The following is a 25108-nucleotide window of genomic DNA, read 5'->3' on the forward strand; positions in this document are numbered from 1 at the left end:
GTCCCGTTCCGGGCCAAAACAGAAGTTAACAAAATATTTTCGGCGCTGTGGCTTTTCGGTTCGTCGCGTGGCCAAAACGGGCCGTCGCCGCGGCTTTGCGCAGTTAACAGGGTGCCGCCCAAGGTAAGCGGTCAATGCGCGCGGCGCCCGTTCATCCCAAAGCCATGAAACCGTTCCGAAACATCGCACGTTGAGCCTCCAAGTTGTTTGACAAGGAGCCACTCATGGCGACGAGTATTCTGGAAGCCCGCGGCGGTTGCGTTATCCCCCAGGCGAGTCTGCGTGGGTACCATATCGTGTATCGCGAGCATGAGACCAACCATTGCCCCGGCTGCGGGCACACCCATTGGTATATCGGCCGCACGATGGCCGAATGCGCCTTCTGCACGACTGCGCTTCCGCTTGAGAACGCTCCCCTGGTTGCGGGCGGCCAGATCGTGCGGACCATTCGCAGGCCCGTCTACGGCCGTGCCGAACATGCCTATGCCGCCTGAGGCGGTTTCTCCTTCAGTTGCGGCCGAGGCCGCACGCGCGCGCCAGCCTTAGTCCCCCCTCTCAGACCGGCTGGCGCGCGCACCTTAACCCTCTCTTAGACCAGACCCTTTAACCTCGCCGGCATGGCAGGCCATGGCTTCTGGATCATGAGTGTCGCGATACTGGCGGCAGGTGCGCTGTTCTCCCCGCGCGCGGAGCCGCCGCCCGAGGCCGCTGCGGAGGAATTCGCGGCTGCTCCCCAACCGACGCCGATCGGCAACGGCGCAGCCGCGACGACGTTGCGCCGCGCGCCCGACGGTCATTTCTACGCCGACGCCCAGGTCAACGGCGCACGCCTGCGCCTGCTGGTCGACACCGGCGCGAGCGGCCTCGTCCTCACCCGCACAGACGCCCAGCGCGCCGGCGTCGCAGCGGGCGATTTCACCGCCATCGGCAGGGGCGCGGGCGGAACGGTCCGACTGATGCCGACGACGCTCGGCCGCGTGGCGCTGGGCCCGCTCAGCGCCGACAACGTCCCGGCGATGGTCGCCGAGGACCAATTGCCCGTGTCGCTGATGGGCCAGAGCTTCCTCGCCCGCATCGGCACGGTCACGATCCGCGGCGACGAAATGGTGCTGCGCTAGGGCTTCCGTCGCACCGGCACCGGCGCATTGCAGATATCCACGCCGCCCGCCGGCCGGTCGAAGAAGTCGCCGCCGCGATTGGCGCGGCCGGTGACGTAGGCGCCGAACGCGTCGTGATCCGATCGCAGCACCTCGTAGTTCGGCCGCGCGGCGGCCGGCATGTCGGCCGCGAGCATCACGCGCGCGATGCGGACGTCCTGCGCACGGTCCTTGTAGAAGCCCAGCGCCTCGGTGCCGCGCGGACGGGCCGAGAGGCGGTCGATGCCGTCGATCACGCGGCCGACCGTCGCGATGTTGCGGTCGAGGTGGCGCGGGGCATGGCCGATGACGGCGTAGAGCTCCCCGCCGGTGCCGGTGTCGGGCGAGAGTTCGCGACCGGCGCCGACCATCGCATAGCAATGGGTGAGCCAGGCTTTGCCGTCCTCGGGATCGTAGGCGACCGGCCAGCTTCCGGCGTGACCCACCATCGGCGCATAGCTGTCGGGAAAGCCCAGCGGCCGCACGTCCATGCCCTCGAGCAGGCGCTCATATTCGGCCGGCGGCTTAGCGGTCACGCCCTGCGGCAGCGGCTTGTCGCTTTCGTTGACGCCCCATTGCGCGACATAATTGTCCTGGACGCGGTAGACGGCCGAGCCGTTCCAATAGCCGGCACGGGCGAAAGCGCGGATGTTCGCGACATGGACCGGCGCGAAATCGGCCGCCAGTTCGATCGCGACGCGGCCGCCGTCGGCGAGGTCGAGGATCAGCAGATTCTCCGGATTGACCGCGCGCCAGGCCTCGGCGGGAGCGCCCTTCAGCACGTCGGCAGGCTCGGTCGCGCCCTCGACCGGGGCGGGCCGCCAGAATGTGTAGCGCGCGGAGGCGTCGGGATCGGCCGCCTGCCCAGTCGCCTGGTTGCAGGCCGCCAGCAGCCCGAGCAGTGAAACGGCCATCAATCTACGCATGCCTTGCTCCCCGTCCTTTTCGGCAAGGCATAGCGGCTGCCTTGGGCGCGGGCCAGATGCCGCGCGCCTCTGCCGCTTCACCGCGTCCGGCAAAGCCGCTAGGCTTGGACGTTATGGGGCGCACGACGCGGAGAATTTATGCTCAATCTGTTGCTTGCTCTGGCGGTCGGCGGGATCATGGGCTGGATCGCCAGCGTCGTCATGCGGACCGATCGGCAGCAGGCCAAGGTATTCAACGTCGTCGTCGGCCTGCTCGGCGCCTTCCTCGGCGGCTTCGTGCTCGGCCCGGTGATGGGCGGCGGCAACCTGCTGGAGAACCGCTTCGATCCGATGAGCCTGGTTGTCGCCTTCCTGGGCGCGATCGCCCTGCTCACGATCGTCGCTTTGTTCCGCCGCCGACGCATGCGCAGAGGACGCGACGTCCCCGGCGATCAGTAACGCGAGTTGATCGAGATCGGCGTCGCCAGTTCCTTGCGCTGGACGGCGCCGCCCGCGCCATAAATCGCGTGGCGCGTGCCGTTCAGCCTTTTGGCCTCGGCCGCGACCGCCGCCATCATCTCCAGCGACAATTCGATATGGCGAGAGAGCACGCGCGCATTGGGCTCGGAGACTTCCTTGAGCTCGGCCAAGGCGGCAAGAAGGGCGTCCTTCGCTTCGGGGTCGAGCGTCTCGACCCATTCCGGGTTCGCACGGGTGAATTCGGCCGACCGGGCTTCGAGGATGCCGACCAGCCGCGCCTTGGCAACGGCGAGTTCGGCGAGCTCCGGTGCGCGGCCGCGCGTTTCCAGCGCTTCCGTTTCCTCGCGCATGATCGCGATCAGCGACTGGATCGTGTCGACGAGCTCACTGACCATTGCCATTTCCTCCCTGCATCTTGATGATCTGCTCCATGACGGCGGGAGCGATGCCGACGCCGCCGGCACGGGCCATCTCCGCGCCCAGTTTCTCCGCGAGCACGCCGCGGAACATTTCCTCGCCGTGGCCGCCCGAAAATTGGTCGCCGATCTCGACCGTCTCCATCATGATCTTGGCCATCTGGCCGAGGAACACGGCTTCGAACTCGCGCGCGGTCGCCTGCGCGGCGCTCTCGCGCTGCGGCACCGGCGGACGCGACGGCTGCGGCGCCGCGAGCGGCGCCTGGGCGATATCGTTCATCACTGGACCTCGATCTCGGCCTGGAGAGCGCCGGCGGTCTTGAGCGCCTGCAGGATGGTGATGAGGTTGCGCGGGCTGACTCCGAGCGCGTTGAGGCCGCTCACCAGCGAACTCAGCGAGGAGCCGCCACCGACCATCGCGAGCGAAGCGCCGCCGCCGTCGTCGACCTCGATCGCGGTGCGCGGCAGAACCACGGTCTGGCCGTCGGAGAGCGGCGCCGGCTGCGATGCGACCGGCGTCTCCGAGACGCTGATCGTCAGGCCGCCCTGGGCGATCGCGACCGGGCTGATGCGCACGTCCTTGCCCATCACCACGGTGCCCGAGGCCTCGTTGATGACGATCCGCGCCGGCTGGTCGACCTTCACTTCCAGATTTTCGACCGCCGACATCAGTTCGACCACCGATCCGTTGCGCGGCGTGATCTGGACGGTCGCGGGATCGAGGACTTCCGCCGCGCCGGGCACCTCGCGGTTGATCGTATCGGCGATCCGGCGCGCGGTGGTGAAATCGGGGTTCTTGAGCGCCAGCTTCAGGCTCGACGCCGAATTGAAGGCGAACGGCACCTCGCGCTCGATGATCGCACCGCCGGCGATGCGGCCGGAAGTGGTGACGCCGCGCGTGACGCTCGCGCCGGCGCCTTGCGCCCGGAATCCGGACACGGCGACCGGGCCCTGCGCGACCGCATAGATCTCGCCGTCAAGCGCGCGCAAAGTCGACACGATCAACGTGCCGCCCTGCAGGCTCTTGGCGTCGCCGATCGCCGAGACCTGGACGTCGATCTGCGATCCGGCGCGCGCGAACGGCGGCATGGTCGCGGTGACCGACACCGCGGCGACGTTCTCGGTGCGCATCTGCGTGCCTTCGACGCTGACGCCCATCCGCTCGAGCATGCCCTTCATCGATTCCTCGGTGAACGGCGCGTTTCGGATGCGGTCGCCGGTGCCGGCGAGGCCGACGACGAGGCCGTAGCCGACCAATTGGTTGGCGCGGACGTTCTCGACGTCGACGATGTCCTTGATCCGGGGCGCCGCCTCCGCGGCCGCAGGCAGGGTCCAGGCGGCGAACGCGAACAGGCAGGCGGAGAGGAGATGGGAAGAGCGCATAATCACCCGGCTGGTGGAAAAGTGGCAGCCTTCTTCTTATAGGATAAGGAGGGAACACTTTCCCGAAGTCGACAGGAGAATTCCGTGCGCATCTCCGGCGTTCCGCCCATTCAGCCGCGCGACCTGTCGGCGACCCGGTCCAAGTCGGGCGTGTTCACCGTCTCGGGGGAAGCCCCGGCCCGCCCGGCCGGCAATCCGGTCCAGCCGGCGACCTCGGTCTCGATGCTGGTGGCGCTTGCCGCCGCCGACGACGAGGTCGAGCGCCGCCGCCGCATGGCCGAGCAGGCCGAACGCGGCCTCGACGCCCTCGAGCAGCTCGATCGGGACATGGCGGAGGGCCGTCCCACCGTCGACAAGCTCCGCGCCGTCGCGGCCTGGTCGCGCGGCGTAGCGCCGCCGGCCGATCCCGAGCTCGCCCGCTTGGTCAGCGACATCGAGCTGCGCGCCCTGATCGAACTCGCTAAGCAGGAACGCGACGACTGATCCTTTCGGCGCGCCGGCCGCGCCGCTCCTTCCGGACGCAGAAAGGCCGGCGGAGTCTCGCGACGCCGCCGGCCTTTTGCTTGAGTCAACCGATCAGAATTCGTTCCAGTCGTCCACCGCCTCGGCGAGGTTGGACTGGAGCTTCAGCGCGACATTGCCGCGCGAGACCGGGCGCGGCGCCGGCCGGGGCCGTGCCGCTGCGCGAACCGGAGCAATCTCCTGGCCGGTCTGGAAGCGGCCGACCAGATTGCTGAGCCCCGTCGCCTCGTCGGAGAGGCTGCGCGCCGCGGCGGTGCTTTCCTCGACCATCGCCGCATTCTGCTGCGTGACCTTGTCCATTTCGGTCACCGCAGTGTTGACCTGCGCCAGCGCCGAGCTCTGCTGGTCGGCGGCCATCGCAATCTGCGACACCAGCACGCTGATCTCGTCGACCGAGCCGATGATCCGCTCCAGCGCATTGCCGGCGTCGCCGACCAGCTTGACGCCGCTGTCGACCTGCTCCGTGCTGGTCGAGATCAGCTGACCGATCTCCTGCGCGGCATCGGCCGAACGCTGGGCAAGGGCCCGCACTTCGTTGGCGACGACCGCGAACGCGCGCCCGGCTTCGCCGGCATGCGCCGCTTCCACGCTCGCATTGAGCGCGAGCAGATTGGTCTGGAACGCGATCTTCTCGATCACCGTGATGATCTGGGAGATTTGCTGCGAACTCTTCTCGATGCCGGCCATCGCTTCGACGGCCGCCGACACGACCTTGCTGCTCTGCTGGGCATCGGCCTGGGTGGCCGCGACCAGCTTGTTGGCCTCGCCGGCGCCGATCGCGCTGCTCTGCACGGTCGCCGTGATCTCGGTCATCGCCGCAGCCGTTTCCTCGAGCGAAGCGGCCTGCTGCTCGGTGCGGCGCGAGAGGTCGTCCGAAGCCTGGCTGATCTCGCCCGAACCGCCGTGGATGTTGGCGGTGGCGCGGGCGATCGCTCCCATCGCCGAGCCGAGTTCGGCGACGGCGGCGTTGAAATCGTCCTTGAGCTTCTGGAATTCGGGCGGGAAGGCGACGTCGAGATTGTAGGTGAGGTCGCCCCCGGCCAAAGCCGACAGGCCGTCGGCCAGCGCGGTGGTGACCCGCTCCTGGATCGCGGCCGCCTCGGCGGCGCGCTGGCGCTCCTTATCGACGACCGAGCCGCGGAAGGCGTCGACCGCGCGGGCGATGTCGCCGATCTCGTCCTTCTGCTCGGTGTGCGGGACGGCGGCGTCGCTATTCTCGCGCGCCAGGCCGTGGATCGTCGCGCCCAGACCCTTGATCGGGCGCACGACGCCGCGGGTCACGACCATGAAGGTAGCGAACGCAGCGGCGAGGCCGGCCGCGGCCAGCACCAGCATCAGGACGAACATGAACTGGGCGTTCTTGATCGCGGCGTCGGTGTCGGCGCTGGCGATCTGGATCTGCATCTCGACCAGCTTGTCGATCACTTCGGAGATCGGGGCGACGGCCTCGTAGGTTTCCGTCTCCCAGCCGTCCAGCCCGGCGCGGTCGCCGCGCTCCATGATGCCCTGGAGGATTTCGACGTCCTTGGCGGCGCGGGTCATCAGACGCTCGGTCTCGGCCGCCAGCGCCGCTTCTTCGCCCTCCGGCTCGGTGGCGCGATAGGCCTTCCAATGGCCGTCGATAGCCTGGCGGCTCTCGCGGACCATGGTGGCGCCTTCGGCCATGCTGATATTGTCGTTGCGGACGCGGTGGCCGGCGTTGACGATGCCTTCATTATAGAGGTCGGCGACCTCCTTCAGGCTCTGCAGCGGCTTCACGCGGTTGCCGAGCAGGCCCGACAGCGCATCGCCGCTCTGGTTGGACGAATAGAAAGCGGCGGCCGAGATCGTCACCATGGCGACGGTCAGGAACAGGATGGCCGACAGGAGTTTGGTACGAAGCGTCATGGGCTCGGCTCCATCTGAGCGTGGTGCGACAGTCCCCATCGGGACTTCGGACGCGGCGCTTCGATGGCGATCATCGTCAGAGGTCCTGGCGCGCAGGCGATATTCCGCCCCGCGCCAGATGGTTACTTCGCTTGAATTATAGGATGGAGCCGGCCGGGGTGCGCAAAACCCTGCAGTATTTTCCTTTAAGGCGCGCCGCGGGCACAAAAAAAGCGGGGAGCGATCGCTCGCCCCCCGCCTCTTGCCATCAAGGCCAATCCGATCAGAATTCGTTCCAGTCGTCCACCGCCTCGGCGAGGTTGGACTGGAGCTTCAACGCCGTGTTGCCGCGCGCGACAGGGCGCGGCGCCGGCCTGGCCCGCACCGGCAAGGCGACCGGCGCGATCGACTGCTGGCCGGTCTGGAAGCGGCCGACCAGGCTGCTGAGGCCAGTGGCTTCGTCGGCAAGGCTGCGCGCGGCGGCCGTGCTTTCCTCGACCATAGCCGCATTCTGCTGCGTGACCTTGTCCATTTCGGTGACTGCGGTGTTGACCTGCGCCAGCGCCGACGATTGCTGGTCGGCGGCCATGGCGATCTGCGAGATGAGCGTGCTCACTTCATCGACCGAGCCGATGATCCGCTCGAGCGCGCTGCCGGCGTCGCCGACCAGCTTGACGCCGCTGTCGACCTGGGCGCTGCTGGTCGAGATCAGCTGCCCGATCTCCTGCGCGGCGTCGGCCGAACGCTGCGCCAGGGCGCGGACCTCGTTGGCGACGACCGCGAACGCGCGGCCCGCTTCGCCGGCATGCGCGGCCTCCACGCTCGCATTGAGCGCGAGCAAATTGGTCTGGAACGCGATCTTCTCGATGACCGTGATGATCCGCGTGATCTGCTGCGAGCTCTTCTCGATCTCGCCCATCGCGCTCACCGCGGCGGCCACGACCTTGCTGCTTTGCTGCGCGTCGGCCTGGGTCGACTGGACGAGCTTGTTGGCCTCGCCGGCGCCGATCGCGCTGTTCTGCACGGTCGCGGTGATCTCGGTCATCGCTGCCGCCGTCTCCTCGAGCGAGGCGGCCTGCTGCTCGGTGCGGCGCGACAAATCGTCCGAGGCCTGGCTGATCTCGCCCGAACCGCCATGGATGTTGGCGGTGGCGCGGGCGATCGCGGACATCGCCGTGCGCAGCTCGCCGACCGCGGCATTGAAGTCGCTCTGGAGCTTTGCGTAATCGGCCGGGAAGCCCTGCAGCTCGGCGGTGAGGTCGCCCGCGGCGAGCTTGCCGAGGCCCGCGCCGACTTCCTCGACGACATGCTTCTGCTCGGCATCGGCCTTGGCCTTGATGACGGCCGCCTTCTCCATCGCGACGGCATTGTCGCGGAAGACCAGTACGGCCTTGGCCATCGTGCCCACTTCGTCGCCGCGGTCGATGCCGGGCACGTCGAGCTTGGTCTCGCCGCCGGCAAGGCGACCCATCATGTCCTGCAGCCCGGCGAGCGGGCCGGTGATGCCGACGCGGGCGACGATGACGCCGAGACCGATGCCCAGGCCGATGCCGATCAGGCTGACCACGAGCATGGCGACCGCGGTTGCCGAGCTGTCGGCCGTCAGCGTCTCCGCTTCGTCCTTGCTCTCCTTGATCAGCTTGTCGTTGACGACCAGGCTAAACTCCGAAAATGCCTGAGCGTCGGCGTCGACGGCGACGAGTGTGGTCCGCGCGTCGAGGTCGTTATTCTGGAGCCCGAACTCGATGGCCTTCAGTGCATTCGCTCGAACCTTTTCGAGGAGATCGTCGAGCTTGCGCATATCGGCCGTGATCGCCGGCTGCTTCTCGATGGACGATTCGATCGCTTTCTTGGCCTGGTCATAAGCGCCGTCGGCGTCCTTGACGCTTTGTTGCGCCTCGGCGCTGGCGCCGTCATAGGCCATGGCGCGGTATGCCGCATAAGCGATCTGAGTGGTGGCGCGGTTTGCGCGCACGATTTGGGTCGTAGTCGGCAGCTTGTCGTGGACCAGCTCGCCATATTCGCTATTGACGCTCTTCAGCGTGTTGCTGCCGTAAAAAGCCCCGCCGAGGCTGATGACGCCCAGCAGCAGCAGCACGGCGACGATCTTCACCGAGATCTTCGCGTTCCTCAGAAATCCCATTTTGACTTGCTTTCCTTGCCAGCGGCTCGTGTCCGCCTCGATCTTGACGAGGCCGCTGCACGCAACCCCAGGCCGGCGCTGCGCGGCCCCCTTTGTGCTCTATAGGAAGGGAAATGAGCCGCTTCGGCGGACCAGTAATGGCACTGCAGTAGAGTTACGAGGACGCCACCGGGTCTCTTGTTGCGGCGCGCCTAGTGTTGGCGACGATTATTGCCCCCCGCCCTTAGCCCTTGCGTTTGGCGAGCCGCATCACGAAGCCGATGATCTCGGCCACGGCCTTATAATGTTCGGCCGGAATCGGATGGTCGATCTCGACCGACGCGTAGAGCGCGCGCGCCAGCGGCGGGCTCTCGACCACCGGCACCTTGTTGGCCGTCGCGATCTCGCGGATCTTGAGCGCGACCAGGTCGACGCCCTTGGCCACCACCACGGGCGCGGCCATGTCGCCATGCTCATATTTGAGCGCGACCGCATAATGGGTCGGGTTGGTGACGATCACGCTCGCGGTCGGCACCGCCTGCATCATCCGCTGGCGCGAGCGCTTGATGCCGATCTGGCGGATCTTGGCCTTGATCTTGGGGTCGCCCTCGCTCTGCTTGTGCTCGTCCTTCACTTCCTGGAGCGTCATCCGCATCCGCTTGAAGAAGGACCGGCGCTGGTAGACGAAATCGAACAGGGCGATCGCCCCGACCAGGATCGCCACCGCCTTCAGCATGACGAACACCAGTTCCAGCGCGACGTCGCCGATCCGCCCGGCGCCCGAGCCGATCAGCTGGTCGAGCCCGATCATCTTGGGCCAGACGACGACCGAGGCAACGATGATCACCGCCGCGAATTTGAGCAGGGTCTTGCCGAACTCGACCAGCGCCCGGACTCCGAACAGGCGGCCGAGCCCGGAGACCGGGTTGAGCTTCGACCATTTCGGCTTCACCCGCGACCAGGCCAGGGTCGGCCGTCCCTGCACGAACAGGGTCAGCAGGGCGAAGCCGGTGAGCAGGCCCAGGATCGGCGCCATCGCGAACGCCGTCTCGCCGGCAATGCCGGTGACGAGGCCCTGCGCGCCGTCCGGGTCCATGCGGAAATCCTCCGCCCCGCCCCATATCCGGACCAGGACCGCGCCGAGGCCGGAAAGCGTCATCGCCCCCAGCCCGCCGGCGACGATGATCGCGCCGACGAACATCATGGCGTGCTTCATCTCCGAGGAGATCGGCACGTCGCCCTTCAGCCGCGCATCCTCGAGCTTCTTGTCGGTCGGCTCCTGGGTCTTCTGGTCCTTGTCGGGCGCTTCGGACATCGGTCAGGCCCAGGTCGTCTGCATCCACTCCGCCATCGCCTGGGCGAAGGTGGAGAGCATGGTGCCGATCACGATCGCGAACAGCGCGATGCCGAGCATGATGTTGAGCGGCTGGGCGATGAAGAAGACCTGGATCGCCGGCGCCATGCGCGCGGTAAGGCCCAAGGCGACGTTGAAGACGATGCCGTAGACGAGCAGGGGCGCGGCGAGGCTCAGCGCCAGCGCCATCGACTGGCCGGTGACCTCGACTGCGAGCCGGGCGAAGTCCTCGCCGGGCGGCAGCCCGCCGACCGGGAACAGGCCGTAGGACTGGACGATCGAGGCGATCCAGAGATGGTGGACGCCGATGCCCATGCACACCAGAGCGGCGGCGACGCTGACGAACTTGCCGAGCGCGGCGGCGTGCCCGCCCTGGCCGGGGTCGAACAGCATGGCGGCGGAGAGGCCGATCTGGATGCTGACGATCGATCCCGCCATCGCGGCGGCCTGGAACATGATGCGGACGATCATGCCCATCGCCAGCCCGACCAAAGTCTCGGCGATGATCAGGCCAGGCAGCGCCGCGTCGCTCGCCACCGCGGGCCCGACCTTGGGCGAGACGATGCCCCACAAGGCGGCCGACATGCCGAGCGCGATCAGCAGCCGGATGCGGACCGGAACCGCTTCTTCGGAGAATACGGGCAGCAGCATCAGCACCGCGCCGACGCGGCAGAACAGGATCAGGAAGGTCGTCGCCTCGAGCGGAAAGCCGAGCATGGCCTCAGCCCGCTATGATCCGGTCGGCGAGGACGCCCATGAAGTTGGAAAGCGACGCTCCGATCATCGGCAGCGAGAGCAAGAGGACGACGCCCAGCACCAGCAATTTGGGCACGAAGGTCAGCGTCATCTCCTGGATCTGGGTCAACGCCTGGAACAGGCCGATCGCCACGCCGACGATCAGCGATGCGAACAGCATCGGGCCGGCGACGGTGAGCATCACCCACATCGCGGCCTTGGCCAGTTCCATGACGTCCGCCGGATCCATCGTCAGATTTGCATGCGCATGATGTCGGAATAGGCGTTCACGACGCGGTCGCGGACGGCGACGACGGTGTCGAGCGCCATTTCGGCGGCGCCGATCGCGGTGACGACGTCGACGAGGTCGCCCTTGCCGGCGACCTGCTTGGCGCTGGCCGCCTCGGCGGCGCGCATCGATCCGGCGGCGTCGGTCACCATCGTCTCGATCAGGCCGCCGAAGCCGCCGCCGGAAACCGCGCCGGCCTCTTCGCCGCCGCCGATCCCGCCGCCGATCCCGCCAATGCCGCCGGCCTTGCCGCCGCCGGAGATGCGGCCATAGGCCGAGGTCGCGTCGAGCGCTCCAATGGACATTGCTCTAATCCTTTATTTCAGAAGGTCGATGGTGCGCATGGTCAGGCTCTTGGCCGCCTCCAGCGCATTGAGATTGGCTTCGTAGGCGCGCTGCGCCGCCTTCATGTCGGCCGCTTCGACGAGGCTGTTGACGTTGGGCTTCAGCACATAGCCGGCGGCGTCCGCGGCCGGATTGCCCGGCTGGTAGACGCGCTGGAAAGCGCTCTTGTCGCCTTCGATGCCGGTGATCTTGACGCCCTCGGCGCCGTTCGCGCGGTCGACTTCGGCCTGGAAGGTGGTGACCTTGCGCCGATAGGGCTGGCCGCCGGGAGTCGTCGCGACGCTGTCCGCGTTGGCGAGATTCTCCGCGATCACGCGCATCCGCAGCGACTGGGCGCGAAGCCCGGAGGTCGACACTGCGACGCTGTCCTTCAGATCCATGACGTCTCCGTTCGAATGGCGGGGCGCCTGCGCGCCGTCTTCCGATCTTATAGGCAAATTTTTCCTAGCGGCCCGAAAGACCCTCAAAAATTAATCCTATAAGTTGGTCAAAGGAGAACGGCCTCATGTCCGCTGTCGAGGAAATCAAGGTTGACCTGGAGATCGTGCTGGGTTCGGCCCAGTTGCCGATCCGCCAGATATTGAAGATGAGCCGCGGCGCCATGATCCCGCTCGGCCAGAGCCATGACGAGCCGACCCGCGTCTATGTGAACAACCAGCTCGTCGCCGAAGGCAAGGTGCTGGTCGCGGGCGACCAGATGTCGCTCGAGATCACCGAGATCGTGAAGAAGAAGGCCGGCTAAGTGGACCTTCTCGCCCTCCTGCGCACTTTGGGCGCGCTCGGCACCGTGCTCGGCATGCTCGCCGGCGCGCTCTGGCTCGTGCGCCGCTACGACATCAAGCTGCCCGGCCGCGTCGCCGTCGACGCCCGCCGCCGCGTGGCCGTGGTCGAGCGCAGCGCGATCGACGCGCGCCGCTCGGTGGCGCTCATCCGCCGCGACGGCGTCGAGCATCTGCTGCTGATCGCGCCCGAGGGCCACGTCGTGATCGAGAGCAATATCGTCCGCGCACCCGAAGAGATCGCCGCCGCCGTCGAGGCTGCCGCCGGCGAAGAGGCGCGCACCGTCGCTCAGGATTTCGCCACCTTCCAGGAAGTGCTCGGCAAGGTCCGCGGCAAGGCCGAGATCGTCGCCGGCAAGGTCAAGCAGGCCCGCGCCACGCGCGCCCGGGCCAAGCTGCCGCCGCCGCCCGCGCCGCGCCGCGCGCCGGCCAAGCTCAAGGTCGTTGATCCCAAGGCTTCCGCCAAGGTCTCCACCCATGCGTAAGCTCGCCCGCTACGGCCTGCTCGCGCTCGCGGTCGCCACCCCGGCCGTCGCCTTCGCGCAGAGCGCCAACGTCAATCTCGGCGACGGCTCGCTCTCGGGCCGCGCCATCCAGCTCGTGCTGATGCTGACCGTGCTCAGCCTCGCGCCCGGCATCCTGATGACGGTGACCTCGTTCACCCGCATCGTCGTCGCCCTGTCGCTGCTCCGTACCGGCATCGGCGCGCCCGGCGTGCCGCCCAATCCGGTGATCATCAGCCTTGCCCTCTTCCTCTCCTTCTTCGTGATGGCGCCGACCATGGACACGGCGTGGAAGCAGGGCGTCACCCCGTACAATGAGGGCCGGATCAACGAGACCCAGGCGTTCGAGCGCACGTCCGCGCCGTTCAAGGCCTTCATGCTGAAGCATGTCCGGCCCGAGGACGTCCGCCTGTTCGTCGAGCTGTCGGGCAAGCCGGCGCCGTCGCGCGCCGACATGCCGCTCACCACTTTGATGCCGGCCTTCATGATCTCCGAGCTGCGCCGCGCGTTCGAGATCGGCTTCCTTTTGCTCCTCCCTTTCCTGGTCATCGACCTCGCGGTGGCGGCGGTGCTGATGGCGATGGGCATGATGATGCTGCCCCCGGCTACGATCTCGCTGCCGATGAAGATCATCTTCTTCGTCCTGGTCGACGGCTGGGCCCTGGTCGCCGGCTCGCTGGTCCGCAGCTTCGGCGGCCCGGGCTGACGGGCCGGCCCAGTGCGGACAAGAAATAGGCCGCGTCCCGGATGATCGGGGCGCGGCTTTTTTTGTTCGTTGGGAGATCAGGCCTGGTGGGAGAGGCGGCCGCCGCCGTAGCGGGAGTCCGGATCCTGCAGCCAGCGCGCGACGTCGTCGAACCGCAACACGTCGAAAAAGGCGATGCCCGCCTCGTCGCCGCGCACCCAGCGCACCGCGCCGCGGACGGTGGGCAGGCCCGGAATGGCGAGGGTGAGCTGGTCGCCCTCGCACACAGGCTCGGCAAGCCGGATGCGGGTGCCGCTCTGCGACAGATCGAGCAAAGAGGCGGGCAAGGTCCGTCCGTCGCAGCGCACCAGCACCATGCAGTCGGCCGCCATGCGCGGCGCGCGCGCCACCTGCTCGGCCGAGGCCATATTCGGCGCCAGCACCTGCTCGAGATCGACCGGGCCGTCGAACTGGACGCCCGCGGCCGGGCGGTCTGCCCAGACCACGGCGCCGTCGAGGATGCGGCCGTTGCGCAGCTCGAGCCGCACCCGGTCGCCGGAGCGCAAGGTGGCGGCGCTGTGCATCATCAGCCCGCCTTCGGAAATGTTCATGACCCGGCAGAGCTGGTCCGATTGCCCGGTGACCAGCCGTGCGACCAGCATGACGCGGGTCGCGCGCGGCGCGCGCGGCACCCGCGGCGTCGGGCCGGTCGGCAGCCCGAGTGCGCTGTCGCTTCCCCAGAGGCGGCGGCCCAGCATCAGGCCGGAGTCGCCTGGGTGACGGCGGCGCGGACGACGACGCCCTTGCCGAACGCCTCGTCGGCGGCCTCGGTCACGACCTTGCGGAACAGGCCGATATTGGGCAGCAGCCCGTCGGGCCCCGCCGCCAACGGCGTCCTGTAGGTGCGCATGTTGATCGCGTGGAGCAGCAATGGCAGCCGCGCGGCGACGAACTCGCTCTGGTCGGCACGGACCTCGAGCGCCATCTCGAACGCGACATAGCCCGAAAGCCGCCCGTCGGCGAAAACGAGGGGCGCCAGCACCTTGCCGGCGGGCACGAAGGCGGTTCCGGCCGCGCGCGCCTCCTCGGCCGGGCCGAGCAAAAGCCCGGTCGCATAAGCCGCGCCGCCGCCGACGCCGATGCCGGCGGTCAGGACGAGCAGGGAAAGCAGGGTCTTCTTCATGCGCCTCTCAGAATTTGAAGCTGACGTCGCTCGGCAGCGCGGGCGCCTCGCCGAGCACGACCACGGTGATGCGGCGATTCTCCGGCCGGTCCGGCTGGTCGGGGTAGATCGGCGCGGTGCCGGCCTTGGCGACGACCTCCGCGATGCGGTCGGGGGTCAGCCCTGCCCCCATCATCGCGGCGCGTGCGGACTGGGCGCGGTTGCCCGAGAGCCGCCAATTGCCGTCGCTCTGCCCGCCGGTGGAATCGGTATGGCCCTCGATCGCGATCCGCGAGCCGGACTTGGCGACGCTGCGCGCGATCCGCGCCAGCAGCCCCTTGGCATAATCGTTGAGCTCGGCGGTCGGGCCCTTGAACATCTGCTGGTTAGCGGTGTCCATCAGGTTGATGCGCAGGCCGTCACGCTCGGGATCGAGGCGCACGTTCTTTTGGCCGGGGTCCGACGGCGTGGAATCGATGGCGATCTTCAGTTCCTGCGCCAGCATCCGCATCGACGCGTCCGGCACGTTGGCGGTGCCGCCCCGCGCCGTTCCGGCCGTCGCCGCCTCGACCGTGGGCTGGCCGTTGGACGTGGTGCTGTCGGACTGCGCGCGGCGCGTGCGGCCGCCAAGGCCCGGAGTCTCGCCGGTCGAGCCCGACGGCGAGGGGTCGTTGGGCGTGAAATATTCGGCCAGCCCCCTCAGCTTCTCCTTGTCCGGGGTCGAGAGCAGCCAGAGCAACATGAAGAAAGCCATCATAGCCGTCACGAAGTCGGCGTAGGCAACCTTCCAGGCGCCGCCATGATGCGCCGCGGTCGCCTTCCTGCGGACCTTGCGGATTATGATGATCGGGCGCTCGTTGGCGCCGGGCGCGGCCATATTCAGGCCGCCCTGAGCGCGGCGCGGAGACGATCCTGGACCACGCCGAGACGGACGCCTTCGACCGCTTCGAGCGAATGCAGGCCGTTCGCCAGTCGCTCGAGCAGGTCGGCGCTCTCGTCGGCACGCTGGATGACGAGGTCGAAGGTCTGGAGCTGCTCGGTATAGGTCATCGCGAATTGCTCGTCCGCGACAAGGGTCTCGGCGAGCTGCTCCACCAGCCGGCGCAGGTCGCGTATTTCTTCCGCGATCGCCGCCTTCAGCGAGGGTGCGAGATGATCACTCTGGGACATAGTCTTTTATAGAGGGGCCGCGCCCCCTTGCGGGCATCGGGCCCAAGATTCAGAACAGTTCGAGGTCGCCGCCGAACGCGAATACCGGCGCCTTCTCGACCGGGACATACTCTGCGACGAGCGTGCAGCGCGCTTTGCCTTCGAAAGGCAGGAACTCGACCTTGCGCGCCTGGCGGCCGCCGATGTCGGCATGGCCGATGGCGATACCCTCGGTCTCCAGGAAACGGCGGGCGAAGGCGGCATTGCCGTGGCCGATCCCGCCGAGCCCTGCAACGACGTTGGCGCCGCCATAAAGCTGGGCGCGCATCCGCGAGCGCAGGCCGCCGAGCTTCATGATCTCGTTGATCAGCAACTCCATCGCGTGGATGCCGTAGCAATGCATGTCGGCTTCATCCACCACCGAGTCCGGATTGGGCTCGGACAGCAGGAAATGGTTCATCCCCCCGACGCGCACGACCGGATCGCGCAGGCACACGGCGATGCACGAGCCGAGCAGGGTGGTGATCATCACGCCGGGCTCGGCGACGACGCGATGTTCGCCCTGGACGATCGGGAAGCGCTTCATTGGGGGATCAGGTGAGCTCGCCGAAAACGCGCTCGATCTTCTCCTTGAGCGCGGCCGGGGCGAACGGCTTCACGACATAATTGTTGACGCCGAGCGCCGCCGCCTTCTGCACGATCTCCTTGTCGGCCGATCCGGTCAGCATGATGAAGACGGTCTTGCCGATCACCGGGTCCTTGCGGACGGCTTCCAGAAACTGGAGCCCGTCCATATCGGGCATATTGTAGTCGGAGATGATGAGGTGGACGCGGTCGCTCTTGACTGCGTCCAAGGCCTCGACCGGGCCGGCCTTGTCGCGCACGTCCTTGAACCCGAGATCCTGCAGCGCGCGACGGATCATCGCCCGCATCGACGCCTGATCGTCGACCACCATTACCTTGATTGCAGCAGCAGCTGGCATCGTCCGTTCCCAATCTTCAGTGCCGGCACGCCGCGAGGATCGCCTCGGGCATGGCGGATAAACTCAGCTCCCTTTCGACGGCGCCTCGTTCGAAGGCCGCCTTGGGCATTCCATAGACCACGCAGGTCGCGGCATTCTGGCCTAGCGTCCGCGCCCCGGCCTGCCGCATCGCGAGCAATCCTTCGGCGCCGTCCGCCCCCATGCCGGTCAGGATCACCCCGACCGCCGCCGCGCCCACTTTCGCGACCGAATGGAATAAGATGTCGACCGAAGGGCGATGGCCCGACACCAGATCCGCCGGGCGCAAACGGATCCGTCCGTTCACGCCGCCCGACAGCTCCATGTGCCGTTCGCCCCCAGGAGCAATATAGACGGTCCCACGCTCGACAGGCATGCCGTCGACCGCTTCGACGACCCGTATAGTGCAATCACGATCGAGCCGTGCGGCGAAGCCGCCGGTGAACGCGGCAGGCATGTGCTGGACGACCAGCACCGGCGGGCAATCGGGCGGGAGCGCGCCGAGCAGGCTGAACAACGCCTCGACCCCGCCGGTCGAGGATCCGACTGCGACGACGCAGTCGCGCAGCGCTCCGGCCGAGGCCTGGGCCGCTGCGGCAATCGCCTCCGGCGCGCGCCGCACCGACGATCGCGACGCGGCCTTGACGGTCGAGCAGAGCAAGGCGGCATTCCGGGCCATCTCGGCGGCATTGCCGCTCGGCTTCTGGATGCAGTCGACCGCGCCGAGCCGCAGCGCCTCGATCGTCGCGCCGGCGCCGCGCGCGGTCAGCGTCGAGCACATCACCACCGGCATCGGCCGCAGCCGCATGATCTTCTCTAGGAACGACAGGCCGTCCATCCCCGGCATCTCGATGTCGAGCGTGATGACGTCCGGGTTGAGGTCCTTGATCATCTGCCGCGCGGCATGCGGTTCGGGCGCCAGACCGATCACCTCGATCTCGGGATCGGAGCCCAGGATCCGGTTGAGCGCCGCGCGCATCGAGATGCTGTCGTCGACGATGAGGACGCGAACCTTGCCGCTCATCGGCGCGCCTCTTTGTGATAGATAGTATGGCCGGCCGGCTTCATCGGCGTCGCGCCGACGCCGATCAGCCGCTCGCTATGGCCGATATAGAGGTAGCCGCCGGGCGCGAGCATATCGACCAGCCGCGCCTCGAGTTCGGCTTTCGCGTCATCGTCGAAATAGATCATGACGTTGCGACAGAAGATGACGTCGTATTTCTGGCGCATCGGCCACGGCCCGAACAGGTTCAGCACGCGTGCGGTCACCATAGCCCGCACCTCGTCGGCCACCGCGTAATTCTGGCCCTCGGGGTGCAGCCAGGCGCGGCGATAGGCTTCCGGAATCGGCTCGACCGAGGAGGCGGAATAGACGCCGCGGCGTGCGGTCTCGACCACCTTGGGCGAAAGGTCGGTCGCGAGCAGCTTCACGTCGGCGCGGTCGAGCCAGGCGGCGGTCGAGCGGTCCTCGCCGCGCAGGCACATGGCGATCGAATAGACTTCCTCGCCGCTCGAGCAGCCCGCCGACCAGATGCGGATCGGGCGCTGCTCGGCATGCGCCTTCAGCCACGGCATCGCCGTCGCGCGAAGATGGTCGAAATGATGGTTCTCGCGGAAGAAGTGGGTGTGGTTGGTGGTGAGCGCCACCACCATCGCCGCCCGCTCCTCGGCGTTCGACTGGACCAGCTTCACATAATCCTTGAAGCTGGAGACGCCGTTGTCGCGCAGCCGCCGGCTCAGCCGCGAGTGGACCAGAGTGGCTTTGCTCTCCGCGAGGTGAATGCGCGCGTCACTCTGCATGATGGCGGCGATCGCGGCGAACTCTTTGGGTCCGAGCTCGCCGCTCAGCGCCACCCGCGCCGCTTCCGGAGCCGCCGGGCGCGACGCGACCTTGGCTCCGATCGACATCAGGCTGCGAGGTCGAGGTGCTGGGTGACCCTGAGGGCCTCGAGGTCGAGCAGCAGCACCATCGTCCCGCTGTCATTCTCGGCCGCTGCGCCATGGGCCTTGGTCGGAACCTGGACGAGGCCGGCGATCACGTCCTGCTCGCCGATCTCGACTTCCGGTGCCGGCTGCACGTCGCTTTCCTGGATCGGGATGATGTCCCGGACCTCGTCGACCAGGAAGCCGGCCTGCTTGCCGGCGATCTTCACGACCAGGATGCACGAGCGGGCGTGAAGCACGCTCGGCTGCCAGCCGAGGCGCTCGGACAGGCCGACGACCGGCACGACCGTGCCGCGCAAATTGGTGACGCCGCGGATATAGGCCGGGACGCTCGGCAGCGGCGTCGGCTCTTCCCATTCGCGGATCTCGATCAGCGACTTCATGTCGATGCCGAAGACCTGCTGGCCGAGGGTGAAGGTGACGATCTTCCGCTCCGCGGCGGCGATGGTCTCGACAGTGTTGGTCATGCTGCGATTCCTTTGTGGGCGTATTTGGTGTTGCCGAGGTTCGCGCCGGCGAGCAGCGCGTCCACGTCGAGGATGAGCGCGATCGAGCCGTCGCCGAGGATGGTGGCGCCGCCGATGCCGCGGATCGGGTGGAGATTCTCGTCGAGGCTCTTGATCACCACCTCGCGGCGGTCGTCGATCGTATCGACCATCAGGCCGACGCTGCCGGCCTCGCTCTCGACGATGATGACGAGCGAATCCTCGGCGCTGCGGCGGTCGTTGGCGGCGAGGCCGAACATCTCGCTGAGGCGCTTCACCGGCAGATAGGCGCCGCGCAGCTCGATCACCTCGGTGGTCGGGGTCATCGGCTGGACCTGGCCCGGCTCGGGCCGCACCGCCTCGATCACGTTCGGCAGCGGCAGCACGAAGCGCTGGTCGGCGAAGCGCACGATCATGCCATCGAGGATGGCGAGGGTGAGCGGCAGCGCCATGGTGAAGGTCGTGCCTTCGCCCGGCACCGACTGGATCTCGACGCGGCCGCCGAGCGCCTCGACGTTGCTGCGCACCACGTCCATGCCGACGCCGCGGCCGGAAATGTTCGAAATGGTCGCAGCGGTGGAGAAACCGGGCGCGCAGATCAGCTGGTCGATCTCTTCGTTGGAAAGAACCGCATCGGCGCTGATGATGCCCTTCTCGACCGCCTTGGCGCGGACGCGCTCGCGGTCGATGCCCTTGCCGTCGTCGGCGACGCGGATGAAGATGCGCGCGCCCTTCTGCTCGGCCGAGAGGCGGATCGTGCCTTCGGCCGGCTTGCCGGCGGCAGCGCGCTCGGCGGCGCTCTCGATGCCGTGGTCGACGGCGTTGCGGATCATGTGGGTCAGCGGGTCGCCGATCTTCTCGATCACGCCCTTGTCGACCTCGGTCATCTCGCCGGTCGTTTCGAGCACGATTTGCTTGCCGGTCTCGGACGAAAGGTCGCGCAGCATGCGCGGCACGCGGCTGAACGCCTGGCGGATCGGCTGCGCGCGCAGCGACATGACATTGTCCTGGATCTCGCGCGTCAGGCGGGCGAGTTCGGGCAGCTCGACCCGCTCCTGGTCGCGCGGCGACAGCCGGTCGGCCAGGATCGAGCCGCGGATCACGAGCTCGCCGACCAGGTTGAGCAGCATGTCGAGCTTGGTGAGATCGACGCGGATGGTCTGCGCCGCCGTCTCGCCCGAGCGTTCGGGCATTTCCCGCGCGGGAGCGGCAACCGCGACCGGGGCTGCTGCGACCACGGCCGCCTCGCCGTCGGCTTCTACCGGGGCGATCTCGGCATCCTGAGCTTCGGCCGCGGCGCGCTCGATCTCGATCACGGCATCCGGCGCGACGAAATCGAAGCATTCGCGGACGGCTTCCTCGGCGACGTTGCCCGGCACCCTGAGCGTCCAGCCGAGATAGGCCTCCTCGGGATCGAGGTCGCGCAATTCGGGCAGGGTCGAGCAATCGACCGCCGTCACCCGGCCGCCCAATTCCTCGAGCTCGCGGACGACGAGCATCGGCTCGGCGCCATTGGCCATGGCCGCGCGCGACGGTCGGAAGCGGATCGTCCAGTCGGCCGGCGCTGCGGGCCCGCCGTCGAGATCCTCGAGCGAGACTCCGACAGGCTCGAAGCCGAACGGGTCGAACTCGATCTCGGCGGCGACCGGCACGAAGCCGAACTCGTCGGCGTCCGGCTCGGCCGGAGCCGCCGCGGGCACTTCGGCCGCCGGCGCCGGCGCGTCGCCGGCCCCCTTGGCCTCGAGGATCCGGTCGAGCTCGGCGGCGACCGCTGCGTCGTCGGGCGTATCGTTCTTGCCCTGGGCGGCGCCGACATGGTCCGACAAGATGTCGAACGCGCTCAGCAGCGCCTTGGTGACTCCGGCGGTCGGCGCGATCTTTCCGGCGCGAACCTCGTCGAGCACATTCTCGAACCGGTGCGAGAAAGCGAGCAGGGCGGCATGCCCGAACGCGCCCGATCCGCCCTTGATCGAGTGGACGGCGCGGAACACGCCGGCGATCGTCTCGGCCGAAACGTCGCCGCCCGCCATCGCGGACAGGCCTTCCTCGGCAACCGCTAGGCCTTCGGCGCATTCCTCGAAGAAGATCGCCTGGATTTCGTCGAGTTCGTCGCTCACGGGCACACCCGGCGGATCGCCGCCCCCAATTTGGCCGCGTCGAACGGCTTGGTGATCCAGCCGGTGGCGCCGGCCTCGCGGGCCCGCGCCTTCTTGTCGTCGGAAAATTCGGTCGAAAGCACCAGGATCGGCAGGCCGCGGAACTGGGGAAGCTTGCGCACTTCCTCGATCAGCCCGAAGCCGTCCATCTTGGGCATGTTGATATCGGTGATGAGCAGGTCCGGATTGACCTCCTGGATCCGCTCGAGGCCGTGGACGCCGTCATTGGCGCCCTCGATGGCGAAGCCCTGCGCGGTGAGCGAGGTCTTCAGCAGCATGCGCATGCTGGCCGAATCGTCGACGGTGAGAATGAGTTTGCTCACTGAAGAATCTCTTCCTGTTCCACCCCGAACATCCCCCCCATCCCGCAGGCGCGGATGCGGTGCAGGAAGGCCGGGCTGGGATTGGCGATGGCGAAGCTCTGGCCGTTGCGCAGCGCTTCCTCGCGCGCCGCGACCAGCAGCTGGAGCACGGCCTGGCCGACGCTCTCGACCTCCGACGCATCGACCACGATGTCGCCATTGACGTCCGACGCCAGCACCAGGCGCACGCGCAGATCCTCGGCGATTACGGTCGTGCCGTGCGCGGGAAGGCGCAGGCCGTCGGCCCCGGCCTCGTCAAATGGGGATTGCATTGAGCTCATCTTTGGTCTCCTCGAGAGCGATCTCGAGCTGATGGAAAGTCGGCGCGTAGGACGAAGGCGTCATGCGCCGCGCGATCTCGATCGCGACCTGCACCGGGACGCCCTGGGCGTAAGCGACGATCGCAGTCTTTGCGATCGCGAACGGCTTGGAATCGGCCTCGACGATCTCGAGCAGCTTGGATGCGAGCGGCCCCACGAAGCAGTAAGCGAGCAGCACGCCGAGGAAGGTGCCGACCAAAGCGCCGCCGATCATCGCGCCGAGCACGTCGGTCGGCTGGTCGATCGAGGCCATCGTCTTGATGACGCCGAGCACCGCCGCGACGATGCCGAGCGCCGGCAGGCCGTCGGCCATCATCTGCAAGGCGTGCTGCGGCTGCAGCTCCTCGTGATGGTGCCGCTCGATGTCGTTCTCCATGGCTTCGGCCATCTGGTGGGGATCGTCGAAATTGACGGTCATCATGCGCAGATAGTCGCAGATGAACTCGATCAGGTGGCCATCGCCGAGCAGGCGCGGGTAGCGCTCGAACAGCGGGCTTTCCTCGGGCGTGTCGAGATGCTTCTCGATCGCCATCGCGCCGCCCTTCTTGAAGGTCGCGAGCAGCGCGAACAGCAGCGCGAGCAGGTCGCGATAATCGTCGTCCTTCCAACGCGCGCCCTTGAACACGCGCTTGATGCCGCGGCCGGCATTCTTGACCGTGGCCATCGAGTTGGCGACGAGGAAGGCGCCGGTCGCGGCGCCGCCGATCGCCAGCATTTCGTGCGGCAAGGCGTGCATGATGACGTCGAGGCTTCCGCCCGAGATCATGTAGCTGCCGAACACGCAGACCAGGATAACGAGGAAGCCGATACCGTTGAGCATGGAGGGGTCTACTTATTCAGAAGCCGGATGATGGAATTATAGAATGATCGACGCCCCTGCGGTCGCGGCCGGCCAAAACATCACCCACGCGGGGCGGGGCGGACGCTCGGCAACGGCAGGCTCATTATAGAGGGCGGGGCCAGGGCCTTGGGCGGTCGGCGAAAAATTTGCCTATTGATGCCGGTCGGGCCGCGCACGTCCTAGAATGAAGGGCAACCAAGGAGTTTCTATGTCGCTCGACGCCTATCGCCGTGTCCGCAGCATCGCCGAGACGCCCCGCGCCCAGGAATATCGCCTGATGAGCCAGATCACCGGCGAGATGATCAAGGCGCGCGACACCGGTCTTGCCGGCGCCGCGCTGATGCCGACCCTGCACCGCAACCGCGAGGTGTGGAGCACCTTTTCCGCGCTCTGCGGCGCGCCGGGCAACCAGCTGCCCGCCGAGCTGCGCGCATCGATCATCTCGATCGCGCTCTGGGTCGAGCGTTACACCAGCGACGTCGTCGCCGGCCGCGACACGATCGAGGAGCTGATCGAGGTCAACCGCTCGATCATCGAGGGCCTGGCGAGCGAGAATCTCCACGCCGCAGCCTGAGCGGCCCCCGTTTCCTCGTTTCCAAGAGCCTCTTCCGCCAGCGCGGGGGAGGCTTTTCTTTATCGGCCGCGCCGACGCGCCGGCCTTCGCGCGCGCGGCCGATTGTTTTTCTGGCCGCGCCGCCCCGCTTCCCATGCCGGCCCCTATAATTCATCTATCCTTACAATGAGAAAGACACAGATGATTGGTTTCACCACGCCGGTTCTGGCGAGCCGCGCCCGGCACATGCTCAGCTTGCTGGCTGCCGCCGCTGCCGCCACCGTCGGCCACGGCGCTGCCGTCGCCGCCCCGCTGCACGATGCGATCGGCGCACCCGAGAATTTCAAGCTCAAGGGCACGCACCGCTCGCGCTTTGAAGCGATCGACGGCCAGTTCCGCCCCACCGGTCCCGAGAGCGACGCGATGTGGTCGATGCGCACCCAGATCTCCGCCGAATATGATGCCGGCCCGATCCGCTTCGGCGCCGAAGTCATCGACGCCCGCGCCTATTTCCAGAAGGACAACAGCACGGCCGGCACCAGCGAGATCAACCCGGTCGAGCTCAGCCAGGCCTATCTGGCGATCGACCTCGACGACAGCGGCACCGGCTCGAAGGGCGCGTTCACGCTCGGCCGGTTCACCATGTCGGCCGGCTCCAAGCGCCTGATCGATTCCTACGGCTCGAGCAACCGCGTCTCCGCCTTCACCGGCGCCAATCTCGACTGGCGCAGCGCCGAGGGCGACCGCTTGCTGGCCTTCTGGGCCATGCCGCATCTGCGCGAGCCGTCCGACGCGGCAAGCGTGCGCGACAACGAGATCGAATGGGACAACGAGACCACCGATCTGCAATTTTACGGCGCCAGCTTCACCAAGGCGAAGCTGCTCGGCGGCAGCCTCGAACTCTATGGCTACGGCCTCCACGAGCGGGATTCGGCCGAGGTCCAGACGATGAACCGCCGCATCTTCACGCCCGGTGGCCGCTTCGCCCGCACGCCCGCAAAGGGCCGCTTCGATTACGAGTTCGAAGGTGCCTACCAGTTCGGCAAGATCCGCGCCTCCCGCGCCGCTGCCGACGTCACCGACCTCGACGTCTCGGCCTGGTTCGCTCACGCCGAGATCGGCCGCACCCTGGCCGGCGCATGGTCGCCGCGCGTCTCGGTCCATTTCGACCAGGCCAGCGGCGACAAGGCGAACCCGAACAGCTACAACCGCTTCGACGCCCTGTTCGGCGCCCGCCGCACGGACTTCGGGCCGGTCAGCCTGTACGGCCCCGTCAGCCGCTCCAATCTCGTCTCCGGCGGCCTCCGCCTCGACGTCGCGCCGAGCAAGCGCGTCGACGCCTCGATCATGGGCCGCGCTTTGTGGCTCGATTCCGCCACCGACAGCTTCGGCGCCACCGGTGTGCGCGATGCGCGCGGCGCGAGCGGCGAATATGCCGGCACCCAGATCGAGGGGCGCGTGCGCTACTGGATCATCCCCGGCGCGATCCGCGCCGACGCCGGCGCTGCGTGGCTGAACAAGGGCCGCTTCCTCAAGGATGCGCCGAATGCCCCAGGCACGGGCGACACGGCCTACGCCTACCTCGATCTCACGCTAGACTTCTAATCCGGTTTGC

The 25108-nt window shown here is 67.7% G+C and carries 33 protein-coding genes; 9 read left to right on the forward strand and 24 right to left on the reverse strand.

Features of this window, described 5'->3' with window-relative positions:
* The first annotated feature begins 224 nt into the window (after positions 1-224).
* Entirely contained in the window at positions 225-494 is a 270-nt protein-coding gene (locus SH591_RS08960; RefSeq protein WP_322831164.1) for a hypothetical protein, read from the forward strand.
* 147 nt (positions 495-641) lie between these two features.
* A complete protein-coding gene (locus tag SH591_RS08965; RefSeq protein ID WP_324748835.1) occupies positions 642-1118 on the forward strand; it encodes a retropepsin-like aspartic protease family protein in 477 nt (158 codons plus the stop codon).
* On the opposite strand, the gene SH591_RS08970 is transcribed toward SH591_RS08965, so the two are convergent.
* The gene (locus tag SH591_RS08970) at positions 1115-2062 is read right to left on the reverse strand and encodes a peptidylprolyl isomerase (protein ID WP_324748836.1); all 948 of its coding nucleotides are present in this window, start codon (positions 2060-2062) and stop codon (positions 1115-1117) included. The genes SH591_RS08965 and SH591_RS08970 overlap by 4 nt on opposite strands.
* 138 nt (positions 2063-2200) lie before the next feature.
* On the opposite strand from SH591_RS08970, the gene SH591_RS08975 reads away from it, so the two are divergent.
* Positions 2201-2500 (forward strand): GlsB/YeaQ/YmgE family stress response membrane protein, encoded by a 300-nt coding sequence (locus SH591_RS08975; RefSeq protein ID WP_324748837.1) that lies wholly within the window; start codon positions 2201-2203, stop codon positions 2498-2500.
* Here SH591_RS08975 and SH591_RS08980 read toward each other — a convergent pair.
* The 3 genes from SH591_RS08980 to SH591_RS08990 are packed head-to-tail and all read right to left on the reverse strand — an operon-like array spanning position 2494 to position 4320.
* Entirely contained in the window at positions 2494-2916 is a 423-nt protein-coding gene (locus SH591_RS08980) for a flagellar biosynthesis protein FlgN (RefSeq protein ID WP_324748838.1), read from the reverse strand. The genes SH591_RS08975 and SH591_RS08980 overlap by 7 nt on opposite strands.
* Positions 2906-3217 carry a rod-binding protein gene (locus tag SH591_RS08985; protein WP_324748839.1) on the reverse strand — a complete coding sequence of 104 codons (312 nt, stop codon included), beginning with the start codon at positions 3215-3217 and terminating at the stop codon, positions 2906-2908. The genes SH591_RS08980 and SH591_RS08985 overlap by 11 nt, the downstream gene beginning before the upstream one ends.
* Positions 3217-4320, reverse strand: a complete 1104-nt coding sequence (locus SH591_RS08990) for a flagellar basal body P-ring protein FlgI (protein WP_324748840.1) — start codon at positions 4318-4320, stop codon at positions 3217-3219. The genes SH591_RS08985 and SH591_RS08990 overlap by 1 nt, the downstream gene beginning before the upstream one ends.
* Positions 4321-4404: 84 nt before the next feature.
* Between SH591_RS08990 and SH591_RS08995 the strand changes: the two genes are divergently transcribed.
* A complete protein-coding gene (locus SH591_RS08995; protein WP_324748841.1) occupies positions 4405-4803 on the forward strand; it encodes a flagellar assembly protein FliX in 399 nt (132 codons plus the stop codon).
* A gap of 93 nt (positions 4804-4896) precedes the next feature.
* Here the strand turns inward: SH591_RS08995 and SH591_RS09000 are convergent, their stop codons facing one another.
* The 7 genes from SH591_RS09000 to flgC form a co-directional block, all read right to left on the reverse strand.
* A complete protein-coding gene (locus SH591_RS09000; RefSeq protein WP_324748842.1) occupies positions 4897-6729 on the reverse strand; it encodes a methyl-accepting chemotaxis protein in 1833 nt (610 codons plus the stop codon).
* Positions 6730-6991: 262 nt separating this feature from the next.
* Positions 6992-8851, reverse strand: coding sequence for a methyl-accepting chemotaxis protein (locus tag SH591_RS09005; protein ID WP_324748843.1), 1860 nt, complete (start codon positions 8849-8851; stop codon positions 6992-6994).
* A 223-nt stretch (positions 8852-9074) separates the two neighbouring features.
* A complete protein-coding gene (gene flhB / locus SH591_RS09010; RefSeq protein WP_324748844.1) occupies positions 9075-10145 on the reverse strand; it encodes a flagellar biosynthesis protein FlhB in 1071 nt (356 codons plus the stop codon).
* Positions 10146-10148: 3 nt separating this feature from the next.
* Positions 10149-10901 carry a flagellar biosynthetic protein FliR gene (gene fliR, locus SH591_RS09015; RefSeq protein ID WP_322831174.1) on the reverse strand — a complete coding sequence of 251 codons (753 nt, stop codon included), beginning with the start codon at positions 10899-10901 and terminating at the stop codon, positions 10149-10151.
* A gap of 4 nt (positions 10902-10905) precedes the next feature.
* Positions 10906-11169, reverse strand: coding sequence for a flagellar biosynthesis protein FliQ (gene fliQ, locus SH591_RS09020; protein WP_324748845.1), 264 nt, complete (start codon positions 11167-11169; stop codon positions 10906-10908).
* Positions 11170-11171: 2 nt separating this feature from the next.
* Complete coding sequence (gene fliE / locus SH591_RS09025) at positions 11172-11513, reverse strand: flagellar hook-basal body complex protein FliE (RefSeq protein WP_324748846.1); 342 nt, start codon at positions 11511-11513, stop codon at positions 11172-11174.
* Positions 11514-11525: 12 nt separating this feature from the next.
* A complete protein-coding gene (gene flgC / locus SH591_RS09030) occupies positions 11526-11933 on the reverse strand; it encodes a flagellar basal body rod protein FlgC (protein WP_324748847.1) in 408 nt (135 codons plus the stop codon).
* A gap of 125 nt (positions 11934-12058) precedes the next feature.
* Here flgC and SH591_RS09035 point away from each other — a divergent pair, with 125 nt between their 5' ends.
* The 3 genes from SH591_RS09035 to fliP are packed head-to-tail and all read left to right on the forward strand — an operon-like array spanning position 12059 to position 13541.
* Complete coding sequence (locus SH591_RS09035; protein WP_322831178.1) at positions 12059-12295, forward strand: FliM/FliN family flagellar motor C-terminal domain-containing protein; 237 nt, start codon at positions 12059-12061, stop codon at positions 12293-12295.
* Positions 12296-12817, forward strand: coding sequence for a flagellar biosynthetic protein FliO (locus SH591_RS09040; protein ID WP_324748848.1), 522 nt, complete (start codon positions 12296-12298; stop codon positions 12815-12817).
* Positions 12810-13541: a flagellar type III secretion system pore protein FliP gene (fliP, locus tag SH591_RS09045; protein WP_324748849.1), complete on the forward strand. Its 732-nt coding sequence runs from the start codon at positions 12810-12812 to the stop codon at positions 13539-13541. Before SH591_RS09040 ends, fliP begins: the two co-directional genes overlap by 8 nt.
* A 77-nt stretch (positions 13542-13618) precedes the next feature.
* On the opposite strand, the gene SH591_RS09050 is transcribed toward fliP, so the two are convergent.
* From SH591_RS09050 to motA, 13 genes are read right to left on the reverse strand one after another with little or no spacing between them, the layout of a single operon-like run.
* On the reverse strand, positions 13619-14278 hold the full coding sequence (locus SH591_RS09050; RefSeq protein WP_324748850.1) for a PilZ domain-containing protein: 660 nt from the start codon (positions 14276-14278) through the stop codon (positions 13619-13621).
* Positions 14278-14703 (reverse strand): hypothetical protein, encoded by a 426-nt coding sequence (locus SH591_RS09055; RefSeq protein WP_324748851.1) that lies wholly within the window; start codon positions 14701-14703, stop codon positions 14278-14280. Before SH591_RS09055 ends, SH591_RS09050 begins: the two co-directional genes overlap by 1 nt.
* Before the next feature lie 7 nt (positions 14704-14710).
* Complete coding sequence (locus SH591_RS09060) at positions 14711-15559, reverse strand: flagellar motor protein MotB (RefSeq protein ID WP_324748852.1); 849 nt, start codon at positions 15557-15559, stop codon at positions 14711-14713.
* A 2-nt stretch (positions 15560-15561) separates the two neighbouring features.
* Positions 15562-15852, reverse strand: a complete 291-nt coding sequence (locus SH591_RS09065) for a hypothetical protein (RefSeq protein ID WP_324748853.1) — start codon at positions 15850-15852, stop codon at positions 15562-15564.
* A 49-nt stretch (positions 15853-15901) separates the two neighbouring features.
* The gene (locus tag SH591_RS09070; protein WP_324748854.1) at positions 15902-16417 is read right to left on the reverse strand and encodes a chemotaxis protein CheD; all 516 of its coding nucleotides are present in this window, start codon (positions 16415-16417) and stop codon (positions 15902-15904) included.
* A gap of 7 nt (positions 16418-16424) precedes the next feature.
* A complete protein-coding gene (locus tag SH591_RS09075) occupies positions 16425-16814 on the reverse strand; it encodes a response regulator (protein WP_322831186.1) in 390 nt (129 codons plus the stop codon).
* A gap of 16 nt (positions 16815-16830) precedes the next feature.
* A complete protein-coding gene (locus tag SH591_RS09080; protein ID WP_324748855.1) occupies positions 16831-17856 on the reverse strand; it encodes a protein-glutamate methylesterase/protein-glutamine glutaminase in 1026 nt (341 codons plus the stop codon).
* Entirely contained in the window at positions 17853-18740 is an 888-nt protein-coding gene (locus SH591_RS09085) for a CheR family methyltransferase (RefSeq protein WP_324748856.1), read from the reverse strand. Before SH591_RS09085 ends, SH591_RS09080 begins: the two co-directional genes overlap by 4 nt.
* Positions 18740-19243 carry a chemotaxis protein CheW gene (locus SH591_RS09090; protein WP_324748857.1) on the reverse strand — a complete coding sequence of 168 codons (504 nt, stop codon included), beginning with the start codon at positions 19241-19243 and terminating at the stop codon, positions 18740-18742. Before SH591_RS09090 ends, SH591_RS09085 begins: the two co-directional genes overlap by 1 nt.
* Positions 19240-21378, reverse strand: coding sequence for a chemotaxis protein CheA (locus SH591_RS09095; protein WP_324748858.1), 2139 nt, complete (start codon positions 21376-21378; stop codon positions 19240-19242). The genes SH591_RS09090 and SH591_RS09095 overlap by 4 nt, the downstream gene beginning before the upstream one ends.
* Positions 21375-21740: a response regulator gene (locus SH591_RS09100; protein WP_322831191.1), complete on the reverse strand. Its 366-nt coding sequence runs from the start codon at positions 21738-21740 to the stop codon at positions 21375-21377. Before SH591_RS09100 ends, SH591_RS09095 begins: the two co-directional genes overlap by 4 nt.
* Positions 21737-22051: an STAS domain-containing protein gene (locus tag SH591_RS09105; RefSeq protein ID WP_324748859.1), complete on the reverse strand. Its 315-nt coding sequence runs from the start codon at positions 22049-22051 to the stop codon at positions 21737-21739. Before SH591_RS09105 ends, SH591_RS09100 begins: the two co-directional genes overlap by 4 nt.
* Positions 22035-22919, reverse strand: a complete 885-nt coding sequence (gene motA, locus SH591_RS09110; RefSeq protein ID WP_324748860.1) for a flagellar motor stator protein MotA — start codon at positions 22917-22919, stop codon at positions 22035-22037. Before motA ends, SH591_RS09105 begins: the two co-directional genes overlap by 17 nt.
* A gap of 229 nt (positions 22920-23148) precedes the next feature.
* On the opposite strand from motA, the gene flaF reads away from it, so the two are divergent.
* Together flaF and SH591_RS09120 are read left to right on the forward strand one after the other, a co-directional pair.
* Positions 23149-23514 (forward strand): flagellar biosynthesis regulator FlaF, encoded by a 366-nt coding sequence (gene flaF, locus SH591_RS09115; RefSeq protein ID WP_322831194.1) that lies wholly within the window; start codon positions 23149-23151, stop codon positions 23512-23514.
* Between the two features lie 180 nt (positions 23515-23694).
* Positions 23695-25098 (forward strand): alginate export family protein, encoded by a 1404-nt coding sequence (locus tag SH591_RS09120; RefSeq protein WP_324748861.1) that lies wholly within the window; start codon positions 23695-23697, stop codon positions 25096-25098.
* The last annotated feature ends 10 nt before the right edge of the window (positions 25099-25108 follow it).

This window comes from Sphingomonas sp. LY54, assembly GCF_035594035.1.
In the GTDB taxonomy this organism is placed as follows: domain Bacteria; phylum Pseudomonadota; class Alphaproteobacteria; order Sphingomonadales; family Sphingomonadaceae; genus Allosphingosinicella.